The sequence below is a fragment of the Streptomyces sp. NPDC012794 genome, from assembly GCF_042901085.1.
In the GTDB taxonomy this organism is placed as follows: domain Bacteria; phylum Actinomycetota; class Actinomycetes; order Streptomycetales; family Streptomycetaceae; genus Streptomyces.
In genome coordinates this window covers 304955-317658 of record NZ_JBIBCI010000005.1, presented here as the reverse complement: position 1 = coordinate 317658, position 12704 = coordinate 304955, and the positions used below count along the sequence as shown (strand labels likewise).

Genomic DNA, 12704 nt, shown 5'->3' with positions numbered 1-12704 from the left:
ATGGCCCTTCCGGACGCTTCCCCCGAGATCTCCGACTCCCTGCAGGTACTGCACCGCGTATTCGGATACAGCTCCTTCCGCGGCGAGCAGGAGCAGATCATCGAGCAGGTCGCCGGGGGCGGCGACGCCCTCGTGCTGATGCCGACCGGCGGCGGCAAGTCGCTCTGCTACCAGATCCCGGCCCTCGTCAGGGACGGCACGGGCATCGTGATCTCCCCGCTGATCGCACTCATGCAGGACCAGGTGGACGCGCTGACCGCCCTCGGGGTGCGGGCCGGATTCCTCAACTCCACGCAGGACCCGTACCAGCGGCAGGCCGTCGAGCAGGCCTTCCTCGCGGACGAGCTGGACCTGCTCTACCTGGCGCCCGAGCGGCTGCGCACCGAGGGCACCCAGCGGCTGCTCGACCGGGGGAAGGTGTCCCTGTTCGCGATCGACGAGGCGCACTGCGTCGCCCAGTGGGGCCACGACTTCCGGCCCGACTACCTGGCCCTGTCGATGCTGCACGAGCGGTGGCCGAAGGTGCCGCGGATCGCCCTCACCGCGACCGCCACCGAGGCCACCCACGCCGAGATCGCGGCGCGGCTGGGCCTGGAGGACGCCCGGCACTTCGTCGCCAGCTTCGACCGGCCGAACATCCAGTACCGCATCGTCGCCAAGGACAAGCCGCTGGCGCAGCTGCTGGAGCTGATCAGGACCGAGCACGACGGGGACGCCGGAGTCGTCTACTGCCTGTCGCGGGCCTCGGTGGAGAAGACGGCCGCCTTCCTGGTGGAGCAGGGCATCGACGCCGTGGCGTACCACGCCGGCATGGACGCCCGTACGCGTGCCGCGAACCAGTCGCGCTTCCTGCGGGAGGACGGGGTCGTGGTGGTGGCCACGATCGCCTTCGGCATGGGCATCGACAAGCCGGACGTGCGCTTCGTGGCCCACCTGGACCTGCCGAAGTCGGTCGAGGGCTACTACCAGGAAACCGGCCGCGCCGGCCGCGACGGGGAACCGGCCACCGCCTGGCTGGCCTACGGCCTCCAGGACGTGGTCCAGCAGCGCAAGCTCATCGACGGCTCCGAGGGCGACGAGAACCACCGCCGCTCCCTGGCCGCCCACCTCGACTCCATGCTGGCGCTGTGCGAGACCGTCGACTGCCGGCGCGTCCGGCTGCTCGCGTACTTCGGGCAGACCGGCGAGCCCTGCGGCAACTGCGACACCTGCCTGACGCCCGCCGAGTCCTGGGACGGGACGGTCGCGGCGCAGAAGCTGCTGTCCACGGTGTGGCGGCTGGCGCGGGAACGGCGCCAGAAGTTCGGCGCCGGCCAGATCATCGACATCCTCCAGGGCAAGAAGACGGCCAAGGTCATCCAGTTCGACCACGACGCCCTGTCGGTGTTCGGGATCGGCGCGGACCTGAGCACCGCCGAGTGGCGCGGAGTCGTGCGCCAGCTGCTGGCGCTCGGACTGCTGGCGGTCGAGGGGGACTACGGCACCCTCGTGCTGACCGACGCCAGCGGCGAGGTGCTGGGCGGGCGCCGCACCGTCCAGCTGCGCAAGGAGAAGGCGCCGGCCGCCCCGTCCCGCAAGGAGGCCGGCTCGCGCTCCGGCAAGAGCGCCCGGGTACCGGTCGACCTGCCCGCCGCCGCCGTGCCGGTCTTCGAGGCCCTGCGCGCCTGGCGGGCCGCGACGGCCCGCGAGCAGGGCGTCCCCGCGTACGTCGTCTTCCACGACGCCACGCTGCGGGAGATCGCCACGCGCCTGCCCGGCACGGTCGGGGAACTGGCCGGCGTCGGCGGGGTCGGCGAGGCCAAGCTCACCAAGTACGGCGAGGGGGTCCTCGAGGCCCTGGCCGGCTTGGGCCCGGCAGCGGCAGCGGCCACGCCCGCCCCGCTCCCGGCCACGGTGGACGCCGCCGCCGAGCCCCCGCCGCCCCAGGAGCCGCCGTACGGCGAGGAGCCGCCCTACGACCTCGACGAGGATCCGCCCTGGGACGACTGGCGCTGAGCCCGGTCGCCAGAACGGCGCGGCCTGGCCCGTTCCGGTCGGGTCGGGAGCCGCTCCCGCGCCGGACGGGCACGTCAGGGCCGTGTCAAAGATCGGTCTGCTTGCGCGAAGGGGATGTCAGGAAGTACCCCCGGAGGAGTCGGCCGGGCACAGACTGGTGATGCGACGGAGCCGGCCTACGGCCGACGGCGCGCCGGCCGGAGCACGGTCCACCGTGGGGGTAAGACCGTGCGCCGGGGCTGCGCGCCGTTTCCGGTCGCACCACAGGGGCCGTCCGGCCTCCGGTATGGGGATACCGGTGACCGGACGGCTCGGTGCTTGCGGGGGCCCGGAACGGGCGACCGTTCAGACGCCCGCGTAAGCCGCGAGGTGCTCCGCGGTGAGGGTGGAACCGGCGGCGACGAGGTCGGCGGGCGTGCCCTCGAAGACGATCCGGCCGCCGTCGTGTCCGGCGCCCGGACCCAGGTCGATGATCCAGTCCGCGTGCGCCATGACCGCCGGGTGGTGCTCGACGACGATGACGGACTTCCCGGAGTCGACCAGCCGGTCGAGCAGGCCGAGGAGCTGCTCCACATCGGCCAGGTGCAGGCCGGTCGTCGGCTCGTCGAGGACGTAGACCCCGCCCTTGTCGGCCATGTGCGTGGCAAGCTTCAGCCGCTGCCGCTCGCCGCCGGACAGCGTGGTGAGCGGCTGGCCGAGGGTCAGGTAGCCGAGCCCGACGTCCGAGAGCCGGCCGAGGACGCGGTGCGCGGCCGGGACGCGGGCCTCGCCGGACCCGAAGAACTCCTCGGCCTCCCGCACCGGCATCGCCAGCACCTCGCTGATGTCACGGCCCCCGAGACGGTAGTCCAGCACGGACGCCTGGTAGCGCTTCCCCTCGCAGTCCTCGCAGGTGGAGGACACGCCGGCCATCATCCCGAGGTCCATGAAGATCACCCCGGCGCCGTTGCAGGAAGGGCAGGCACCCTCGGAATTGGCGCTGAACAGGGCCGGCTTCACGCCGTTGGCCTTGGCGAACGCCGAGCGGATCGGGTCGAGCAGTCCCGTGTACGTCGCCGGGTTGCTCCGGCGCGAGCCGCGGATCGGGCCCTGGTCGACGCGGACCACGCCCTCCTCCGCGGGGATCGACCCGTGCACGAGCGAGCTCTTGCCCGAGCCGGCCACCCCGGTGACCACCACCAGCACACCGAGCGGGACGTCCACGTCGACCCCGCGCAGGTTGTGCGCGTCCGCCCCGCGGATCTCCAGGGCGCCCGCGGACTTGCGCACGGCCTTCTTCAGGCCGGTGCGGTCGCCCAGGTGGCGGCCGGTGACCGTGCCGGAGGCTCGCAGTCCCGCCACGGAGCCCTCGAAGCAGACCGTGCCGCCCGCCGTGCCCGCCCCGGGGCCGAGGTCGACGACGTGGTCGGCGATCGCGATCGTCTGCGGCTTGTGCTCCACCACGAGCACCGTGTTGCCCTTGTCGCGCAGCCGCAGCAGGAGCTCGTTCATCCGCTGGATGTCATGGGGGTGCAGTCCCGTGGTGGGCTCGTCGAAGACGTAGGTGACATCGGTGAGCGCGGAGCCGAGGTGGCGGATCATCTTGACGCGCTGCGCCTCGCCGCCCGACAGCGTGCCCGCCGGCCGGTCGAGCGCGAGGTAGCCCAGACCGATCTCCACGAAGGAGTCCAGGGTGTGCCGCAGCTTCTCCAGCAGCGGTGCGACCGAGGGCTCGTCGAGGCCGCGGACCCATGCGGCCAGGTCGCTGATCTGCATGGCGCAGGCGTCGGCGATGCTGATCCGCCCGATCTTCGAGGACCGGGCCTCGGGCGTGAGCCGGGTGCCCTCGCACTCGGGGCAGGTGGCGAAGGCCGTGGCCCGCTCCACGAACGCCCGGATGTGCGGCTGGAGCGCGTCGATGTCCTTGGACAGCATCGACTTCTGGATCTTCGGGATCAGCCCCTCGTAGGTGAGGTTGATGCCGTCGACCTTGATCTTCGTCGGCTCCTTGTGGAGGAGGTCGTCCAGTTCCCTCCTGGTGTACTCGCGGATCGGCTTGTCCGGGTCGAAGAAGCCGCAGCCGCCGAAGATCCGGCCGTACCAGCCGTCCATGCTGTAGCCGGGAACGGTGAGCGCGCCCTCGTTGAGGGACTTGGAGTCGTCGTAGAGCTGGGTCAGGTCGATGTCCGAGACGCTGCCGCGGCCCTCGCAGCGCGTGCACATGCCGCCGGTGCGGTTGAAGGTCGCCTTGACCGTCTTCTTGGAGCCCTTCTCGACGGTGATCGCCCCGCTGGCCCGGACCGAGGGCACGTTGAAGGCGTACGCGCCGGGCGGGCCGATGTGCGGCCGGCCGAGGCGGCTGAAGAGGATGCGCAGCATCGCGTTGGCGTCGGTGGCGGTGCCGACGGTGGAGCGCGGGTCGGCGCCCATCCGCTGCTGGTCGACGATGATGGCCGTTGTCAGCCCTTCCAGTACGTCGGCCTCCGGCCGCGCCTGCGCGGGCATGAAGCCCTGCACGAAGGCGCTGTAGGTCTCGTTGATCATCCGCTGGGACTCGGCGGCGATCGTGTCGAACACCAGCGAGCTCTTGCCCGAGCCCGAGACGCCCGTGAACACGGTCAGCCGGCGCTTGGGGATCTCGATGTCGACGTCCTTGAGGTTGTTCACGCGCGCGCCGTGCACGCGGATCAGACCGTGGCTGTCGGCGATGTGGGGCGCGGGCGACCGCGTCTCCGTCCTCTTGGCCATGCTCTTCGTGTCTCCATCGTTCGGTCCGGCCGCTTTCGAGCAGTATGTCTGCTCCGGCTGCGCCGGTGCGGCGTGGCCGCCGCACCGTCCGACAGCCACGCTATGCGGGGTCCGGGCACCGGCGCTTCTCGATTCCTGACCGGCCCGCCGGCGGGCCCGCGGGCCGACGCGGCGGTCCCACCGGCGCGTACGGGGCCGGCGCCCCGAGGAAGGCGCCGTCCGGCACCTGCCGGCGCTCGTTCCGCAGCGCAAAGCCCGCCTCAACGGCGCGCGCGGCAGGGCTGCTTCCGGCCAAACAGACCGGTGCGGCCCGGCGGAGACCTGCCGGGTGGCGGCACCCCTCGCGCTAGTGTGCGTACGTGAACTCTCATGTCGTCATAGGCTTCGGGCCCGCCGGAGCCGCCACCGCTCGGCTGCTCGCCGAACGGGGCCACTCAGTCAAGGTCGTCACCGCCTCGGGCCGGGCCCCGGAGCCCGGCATCGAGCACGTCGCGCTGGACGCCCGGGACACCGGGCGGCTGACCGAGGTGGCGCGCGGCGCGGCCGCGCTCTACCACTGCGCCGCACCGCCCTACCACCGCTGGGCGGGCGAATGGCCGGCGCTGGTCGCGTCGGTGTGCGCGGCCGCCGAGGCCACCGGTGCGGTTCTGGTCATGCTGGGCAACCTCTACGGGTACGGCCCGGTGGACGTCCCCATGACGGAGGATCTGCCGCTCGCCGCGACCGGTCCCAAGGGGCGGGTCCGCGCGGCCGGCTGGGAACGGGCGCGCGCCCTCCACGAACAGGGCCGCGTCAAGGCCGTCGAGGTGCGGGCCTCCGACTTCTTCGGCCCCGGCGTCACCGACGGCGGGCACCTGGCCGCCCGGGTGGTTCCCCCGCTGCTGCGCGGCAAGCCGGTCTCCGCCCTCGGCGACCCCGACGCCCCGCACAGCTGGACCTACCTCCCGGACGTGGCCAGGGCCCTGGCCGAGGTTGCGGGCGAGGAGCGGGCCTGGGGCCGGGCCTGGCACGTGCCGACCGCGCCGCCGCTGTCCGTCCGGGAGATGGCCGGCCGGATGGCCGCCGAGGCGGGAACCGGTCCCGTCGCCGTACGCGGGCTTCCTCCCGCCGTCCTGGGCATCGGGTCGCTCTTCTCCCCGCTGCTGCGCGAGCTCAAGGAGATCCGCTACCAGTTCGACCGCCCGTTCGTCGTCGACGCGAGCGCCTACGAAGCCGCGTTCACCGAGCGGGCCACCCCCGTCGACGAGCAGGTGAAGGCCACGGTGGCGTGGTGGCGCGAGCGACTGGCAGCCGCCCGATGACGGCGCCGGCCACCGTGACGCGCGACGACATAGCCGTCGTCGGCATGGCGTGCAGGTTCCCCGGCGCCCGTGACGTCAACCAGTACTGGCGGCTCCTGACGGACCCGCGCCCCCAGTTCTCCCCGATACCCGACTCGCGGTGGCGTGCCGCCGCCTTCGTCAGCGACGACTTCCGCGACACCTCGGCGGCCTACACCGACACCATGGCCCTGCTGCCGGACGTGGACCGCTTCGACGCCGCCCACTACGGCATCCCGCCGCGCCGGGCCAGGGCGATGGACCCCCAGCACCGGCTGCTGATCGACCTCGCCCGCGAGGCCCTGCAGGACGCGGGATGGGAGACGGACGGCTTCGACCGCGAGGAGACCTCGGTCATCACCGCGCTCACCGAGAGCGGCTACCGCCAGCTCAGCACCATGCGGCTGCGCATGCGCCAGCTGGCCGGGGGCGAGTTCGGGGCGCGGGCGGCCGACCCCGGCTGGCACGAGACGGTCCGCGCGGTCGACGGGCTGCACGGCACCTCCGCCGCCGGACTGCTACTCAACATGGGCCCGAACACGGTCAGTTCGGTCTTCGACCTGCACGGCGAGAGCTACGCCCTCGACTCGGCCTGCTCCGGCGGCCTCATGGCCGTGGCCAACGCCGTGTACGCGCTGCGCGCCGGCCGCTCCCGCATCGCGCTCGCCGGCGGCGCCCAACTGGTCCTCACCCCCGACCTGCTCGTCGGGCTGTGCCGGATCGGCGCCATCTCGCGCAGCGGCCGGTGCCTGCCCTTCGGGGCGAAGGCCGACGGTTTCGTCCTGGGCGAGGGCGCCGGCGTCCTGGTCCTGCGGCCGCTCTCCGACGCCCTGGCCGCGGGCGACCGCGTCTACGCGGTGATCCGCGGCGTGGGCACGGCCAACGACGGGACCGTGCAGGGCGGTATGCACCCCCAGGCCGCCGGCCAGCTCCGGGCCCTGCGCCGCGCCTACCGCGACGCGGACCTGACGCCGGACGCGGTGGGCTACCTGGAGGCGCACGGCACCGGCACCACGGTGGGCGACCCCGTGGAGCTCGCCGTCCTGCGCGAACTGCGCGGCGAGGAGGCCCCGCCGGCCTACCTCGGGGCGGTGAAGGCGGTGGTCGGGCACTCGCTGAACTCCGCCGGCATGGCGGGGCTCATCAAGTCGGTGCTGGCCGTGCACCGGGGCGTCATACCCCCGCAGCCGGAGTTCCAGCCGGCCGACGCCTCCCTGCTCGACGGCGCGCGGCTGACCGTCCCCACGGCGCCGGTCCGCTGGCCGGAGAGCGGCGGACCGCGGCGGGCCGGGGTGAGCGCCTTCGGCTTCGGCGGCACCGGCGTCCACATGGTGGTGGAGGAGGCCCCCGCGCCGGCGGCGGGTACGGCGCGGGCGGAGGGCCCGCACGTGCTGGTGCTCACCGCCCGCGACCGGGCGGGGCTGGCCCGCCACGCGCGGGAACTGGCGGAGGTCATCGCCGAGGACCGGCCGGAGCCGGCCGCGGTCGCGGACACCCTGGCCCGCCGCACCCCCCTCGGGGAACGCCTCACCCTGGTGGTGGAGGACACCGCCGACGCCGTCGCACGGCTGACCGAAGCCGCCGCGGGCGTGGAGGCGGGCCGTACGGGAGACCCCGTCGCGCGGCCGCTGCCGGTACCCGGGGAACGCATACCCCCGTGCACGCTGCCGCCGAGCCCGCTCGCCCCGCGCCGCCACTGGGCCGTGGACGAGTCGGCGCGCGAGCTGTCGGGCCCGGACGCGCCCGTGAACGCGTACGGGGACGCGTACGGGGCGGGCCGGCCGGCTTCCTCCGGCGGCGGGTCCATCGCCACCGCCGTGCTCGAAGAGGTGTCGCGGGCAGGCGTCTTCCCGCTCTCCGACCTGCACCCCGGCATGACGCTCGTGAGCGACCTCGGCTTCGACTCCCTCATGCTGCAGGAGCTGGAGGTCACCATCGGCAAGCGCGTGCCGGGCTTCCGGACCGAGGAGCTCTTCTCGGCCGACCTCACCATCGGCCGGCTGATCGCCCTGGCCCGCGGTGAGGGGGACGGCACGGCGACGGCCGTCCCCGTCACGGAACCGGTTCCCGCCGGAGCACCGCCGACGTGGAGCGCCGACACCGCCGACATCGACGCGTTCCCCGAGGTGGCCCGGTTCGAGGAGCGGCTGGCGGCGGTCACCGGCAGCACGGAGGGCTCCCCGTACTTCCGCGTCCACGAGGGCACCATCTCCGACACCACGGTCATCGGGGGCCGCCCGTACCTGTCCTTCGGCAGCTACAACTACCTCGGGATCTCCGGCCATCCGGCGGTCAACGAGGCCGTGCACGAGGCCGTGGACCGCTACGGGACCTCGGTCTCGGCGAGCCGGGTGCTCTCCGGCGAACGGGACCTCACCGTCCGCCTGGAGCGGGCACTGACGGACTTCCTCGGCGTCGGGGACTGCCTGGCGCTGGTGAGCGGCCACGCCACCAACGTCACCGCCATCGGCCACCTCGTCGGCCCCGGGGACCTCGTGGTGCACGACGCGCTCGCCCACGACAGCATCCTCCAGGGCTGCGCCCTGTCCGGTGCCGCCCGGCGTCCCTTCGAGCACAACGACATGGGCCGGCTCGAGCAGATGCTGAGGCTCAACCGGTCCCGGTTCCGGCGGGTCCTGATCGCCGTGGAGGGCGCGTACAGCATGGACGGCGACCTCGTCGACCTGCCCGCCGTGATCGAGCTGAAGAAGCGCTACGGAGCCCTGCTGATGGTGGACGAGGCGCACAGCATCGGAACGGTGGGCGAACGCGGCCGGGGCGTCGGCGAGTTCTTCGGCGTCGACCGCTCCGATGTGGACCTGTGGATGGGCACCCTCTCCAAGGCCTTCGCCAGCTGCGGCGGTTATCTCGGCGGCTCGGCCCGGATGGTGCGCTGGCTGCGCCACACGCTCCCCGGCTTCGTCTACAGCGTCGGCCTCACCCCGGCCAACGCGGCCGCGGCGCTGGCCGCCACCGAGCTGATCGCCGCGGAGCCGGAGCGGGTGCGGGCGTTGAGACGCAACTCCGAGCTCTTCCTGGGCCTCGCCGCCGAGGCCGGCCTGGCTACGGGCTCCAGCGCCGGAACGCCGATCGTGCCGTGCGTCCTGGGGGACTCGGCGAAGACGCTGCGCGTGGCGGGCGGACTCTTCGGACGGGGTGTCGTCGCCGATCCGATCTTCCACCCCGCCGTGGAGGAGGGGCTGTCGCGGCTGCGCTTCTTCATCACCAGCGAGCACCGCGAGGACGACATCCGGCGCGCGGTCGCCGTGCTGGCCGAGGAGGTGGCGTCCGCCGGGAGGTAAACCCATCTCAGATCAGGGTGCGTTCGATGCGGCTGAGCGTGGCGCTCTTGGCGGGCCGGTCGCCCTCTTGCGGGTCCGCGTCGGTGCCGTGCCGCTGTTCGGCGCCGCCCATCCGCTGGGAGAGCAGGTAGGCGATGATCTCCGCCTCCTGCTCCTGGACGTCGTCGTAGGTCGCGCGCAGCAGCATGTCGCGCACGATGTCGGGGTCGAGGTCGGGGAAGAGGAGGCGGGCGGCCGCCTCGTCCAGGCCGCCGGCCCCGCGGTGGCAGCAGATGATGTGGCCCAGCTCGTGCAAGATGATGTGCTCCTGATGCGCGCTGGTGGTGTTGGCGTCGTAGAAGATCAGGTCCTCGTCGCGGGCGGCGACCCACATGCCGCAGGGGTGCGACGAGGGCATCTGCATCGGGACCAGGATGATCGGGCGGTCGCGGACCTCGCCGAGGTGGCGGCAGAGCTCGGCCACGTCGGGGGCCTCGGGGAGGTCGAGTTCGGCGATCCGCCGGGCTCCGGCCTTCCGCAGCTTCTTGAGCCGGCTCCGGCGGTCGTGGTCGGCGGCCCGTTCCTTCCAGGCGCCCCTCATTCGGGTTCGCTGGAGTCGGTGACGGGGGGAAGGCCCTGCAACTGCCGGTACTGGTCCATGATGGCCGTGATGGCCTGGAGGTTCTCCTTCTTCATCCCCGCCGCCCGCATCGCCACGGCGCGGACCCCGGACTGCCGCAGCGCCTCGATGGCGGCGACCTGGCTGAGCACGGACTCGGCGACCTTGTCGTCGAAGAAGTAGGCGACCGAGACGCCGAAGAAGCGCGCGAGGCCCGCCAGCAGGTCGGGCGAGGGGTTGGAGCGCTTGCCCGTCCGCAGCTGGGACAGGTACACACCGCCGACCTTGAGCTCGGGATTGGCCCGCTTGAGCTCCTCCGCCACCTCGGCATTGGTCCAGTGCTTGCCCTTGGGGCGAACGGTCTTGAAGAGGTCGTCGAGGCGCACTGCGAGCAGGGGCCGGTCGCCGGCCTCGGTCTCGGTCTCGGTCATTGGTGATCCTTCCTCCCGTCACCTCCTCGGTATAGCCCTTGGCTATACGTCAGTTTCACAGATTAGCGGCCAGTTGACAATTGGGCTGGACTCCGCCAACGTTGGGTCTCGCCGATAGCTGGCAGTTAACTCGACTCACGGGGGTTCGTCGGTTGGCTTGCCGGTGAAAAACGGACTGGCCCGGCCCTCGGGGGATGGGCCGGGCCAGTCCGGGCGGTGTCCGCCGTCCCGCCCCGTGCGGAGACGGGGGGCAACGGGGGAGCTGCCCGCCCGGTTTGACGGGGGATGCAAACCGGGCGGGAGCTTCAACTCGCGGTGCCGAGCTTACTGTAGGCGGCCGCTACTTGGGTGAGCCATGCCACCTCCGCCGTGAAGTTGTCGGTGTCGCGGTCGTCGAAATCGCCGGCGTCCTTGTTGTCGTGAGGGACGGTCCCGTTCCGCTTGGCGAGCAGAGCCTGCTTGATCTGCGCCGCTTCCGTGAAAGCCTGCCGCGACTCCTCGCTGGCCTCCTGGCCCGGACCCCCGTCACCCGGTGCGGTGCGGTCGATGTAGGGGCGCAGATCGCGCCATCCGTCGCGTATCTCGACGACCCGGCGGTGGAGGCGGTAGTCCATCTCCGAGACCGAGGCGCCCGGCGGCTCCAGCGCGATGTCCGGGGAGGACTCGTACAGGTCCCGCCACAGCGGGTAGAGGGCCCGGTAGGACCGGTAGCTGCGCGCCCAGCCCAGGAGCCTGGTGGCCGAGGGGCCCCAGGACGAGTTGGTGAGGCTCAGCGAGAGGATCACGATGCCCGCCGCGCTGAAGATGTTCGACGCGAGCTTCCAGACGCCGATGTCGATCCCGGCCGCCGACGTGAGGATGTTGACCGTCCGCGCCGAGCAGTACAGGAAGAGGACCACCGCGGCGACGCGGAGCATCCGCAGCGCCTGCCGCAGCGAGGCGTTGTCGGTCATCCGGGCGTAGGGGCCGCACTGGCGGAAGATCGTGACGCACGGAACGGCCTGCGACACGATGAAGGCCAGGAGGTACGTGAGGACCAGCGGCTGGCCGCTGCCCGTGTCGAAGTCCGACGACGGCCGGCCCGGGCCGTCGGCGAGCAGGAACAGCGCGACGAGGAGCACGTTCAGGCCGATGCCGGTGACCGTCCACCAACGGGCCCTGCGGATGGCCTCCTCGTCGGCGTCCGCCCACTTCAGCAGGATGATCTGCGAGCTCACGCAGAAGGCGACCGCCGCCAGGTGCATGAGGAGGATGGCGAGGTTGCCGACGCCGAGGAAGCTGCCGCCGCCCATGGCGACGGCGCCCATCGTGAAGGTCAGGCACTGGAGCAGGAGGGTGGTGATCAGCGCGCGGTAGGCGCTGTCCTTCCAGCTGCGCCGTGCCTGGCACAGCCGGTAGACGAGCGCCGCGTACGACGACAGCGCGGCTATGACGAAGCAGAGGGTTCTGGTGGTGTTCACGTCCTGGATTTTCTGCGGGTGCCGCGGGGGCGGCTGACGGTCAGTCGGTCGTCCCGGCCAGGGGGACGTCGAGGCCGATGGCCTCGGCCGCGACGGCGATCGCGTAGTCGAAGAAGGCGGCCTCGTCGCTGACGCTGTCGTGGGTGCGGCTGAAGACCTGGAAGACCAGCAGGCCGATCAGGTTGCTCCAGAGGACGATGCCGCGTTCGATGATGTCCGAGAACGGAGCCCCGGGCACCCCGCCGAAGGCGGCCACGGCCTCGGGCAGGAGCAGCTGCCGGGCGGGCGGCGTCCGCCGGGGCGGGGTGAGTTCACCGGCCTCCAGTGCCGACCGGATGATCCCGGCGAGCACCGCGGGCGTACGGGAGGCGGGCGGGACCGTGTCCTGCGGGGCGTGGTACCCGGGCACGGGCGAGCCGTAGATCAGCGTGAACTCGGCCGGGTACTCGAACGACCACTGCCGCAGGGCCCGGGTGGCCGCCAGGAGACGCGCACCGGCCGGGGCCCCTTCGGCCGCGGCGGCCGCGTCGGCCCGTTCCATCGCGGCGCCGGACGCGTCGTACGCGTCGATGACCAGGGCGGTCAGCAGGTCGTCCCGGTGCGGGAAGACGGCTTCCACCTCGCTGACGGCGAGACCGCTCTCGTGCGCCACGGCCTCCGGGGTCAGCCCCGCGGCCCCCAGCTTCGCCAACTGCGCACGGGCGGCGTCCTTGACCACGGCCGCCCGACCCGTGTCTTCGGCGTTCGAACTCGTTGTGGAAACGTCCATGCCGGAACCGTACCCGCCGCACGACGGCGGCCGGGAGCGCGGTCTCCCGGTCACCCGGGCAGGGCGCCGAGTTCCGGCCACCGCCGCCCGGAGCCCTCGCCCC

Annotated in this window: 8 protein-coding genes; 3 read left to right on the top strand and 5 right to left on the bottom strand. The window is 72.7% G+C overall.

The annotated features are described in order from the left end of the window. Positions 1-1995, top strand: coding sequence for a DNA helicase RecQ (gene recQ, locus ACFY7H_RS12315; RefSeq protein WP_388937003.1), 1995 nt, complete (start codon positions 1-3; stop codon positions 1993-1995). A gap of 345 nt (positions 1996-2340) precedes the next feature. On the opposite strand, the gene ACFY7H_RS12310 is transcribed toward recQ, so the two are convergent. Beyond that, positions 2341-4722 carry an ATP-binding cassette domain-containing protein gene (locus ACFY7H_RS12310; RefSeq protein WP_388937000.1) on the bottom strand — a complete coding sequence of 794 codons (2382 nt, stop codon included), beginning with the start codon at positions 4720-4722 and terminating at the stop codon, positions 2341-2343. A gap of 359 nt (positions 4723-5081) precedes the next feature. Between ACFY7H_RS12310 and ACFY7H_RS12305 the strand changes: the two genes are divergently transcribed. Continuing rightward, positions 5082-6023: an NAD-dependent epimerase/dehydratase family protein gene (locus ACFY7H_RS12305; protein WP_388936997.1), complete on the top strand. Its 942-nt coding sequence runs from the start codon at positions 5082-5084 to the stop codon at positions 6021-6023. 44 nt (positions 6024-6067) lie between these two features. Next, positions 6068-9343 (top strand): aminotransferase class I/II-fold pyridoxal phosphate-dependent enzyme, encoded by a 3276-nt coding sequence (locus ACFY7H_RS12300; RefSeq protein WP_388937494.1) that lies wholly within the window; start codon positions 6068-6070, stop codon positions 9341-9343. A gap of 7 nt (positions 9344-9350) precedes the next feature. Here ACFY7H_RS12300 and ACFY7H_RS12295 read toward each other — a convergent pair whose 3' ends face one another. The 4 genes from ACFY7H_RS12295 to ACFY7H_RS12280 form a co-directional block, all read right to left on the bottom strand. Beyond that, positions 9351-9923: a toxin gene (locus tag ACFY7H_RS12295; RefSeq protein ID WP_388936994.1), complete on the bottom strand. Its 573-nt coding sequence runs from the start codon at positions 9921-9923 to the stop codon at positions 9351-9353. Further along, positions 9920-10372, bottom strand: a complete 453-nt coding sequence (locus ACFY7H_RS12290; protein WP_388936991.1) for a helix-turn-helix domain-containing protein — start codon at positions 10370-10372, stop codon at positions 9920-9922. Before ACFY7H_RS12290 ends, ACFY7H_RS12295 begins: the two co-directional genes overlap by 4 nt. A gap of 305 nt (positions 10373-10677) precedes the next feature. Next, positions 10678-11832: an MAB_1171c family putative transporter gene (locus tag ACFY7H_RS12285; protein WP_388936988.1), complete on the bottom strand. Its 1155-nt coding sequence runs from the start codon at positions 11830-11832 to the stop codon at positions 10678-10680. A 40-nt stretch (positions 11833-11872) separates the two neighbouring features. Next, the gene (locus ACFY7H_RS12280; RefSeq protein WP_388936985.1) at positions 11873-12601 is read right to left on the bottom strand and encodes a TetR-like C-terminal domain-containing protein; all 729 of its coding nucleotides are present in this window, start codon (positions 12599-12601) and stop codon (positions 11873-11875) included. Between the last annotated feature and the right edge of the window lie 103 nt (positions 12602-12704).

Bases quoted from the DNA above. Each gene is read 5' to 3' on its own strand.
- ACFY7H_RS12280 (WP_388936985.1), bottom strand. From the start codon at position 12,601: ATGGACGTTTCCACAACGAGTTCGAACGCCGAAGACACGGGTCGGGCG.
- ACFY7H_RS12290 (WP_388936991.1), bottom strand. From the start codon at position 10,372: ATGACCGAGACCGAGACCGAGGCCGGCGACCGGCCCCTGCTCGCAGTG.
- ACFY7H_RS12310 (WP_388937000.1), bottom strand. From the start codon at position 4,722: ATGGCCAAGAGGACGGAGACGCGGTCGCCCGCGCCCCACATCGCCGAC.
- recQ (WP_388937003.1), top strand. From the start codon at position 1: ATGGCCCTTCCGGACGCTTCCCCCGAGATCTCCGACTCCCTGCAGGTA.
- ACFY7H_RS12300 (WP_388937494.1), top strand. From the start codon at position 6,068: ATGGCGTGCAGGTTCCCCGGCGCCCGTGACGTCAACCAGTACTGGCGG.
- ACFY7H_RS12295 (WP_388936994.1), bottom strand. From the start codon at position 9,923: ATGAGGGGCGCCTGGAAGGAACGGGCCGCCGACCACGACCGCCGGAGC.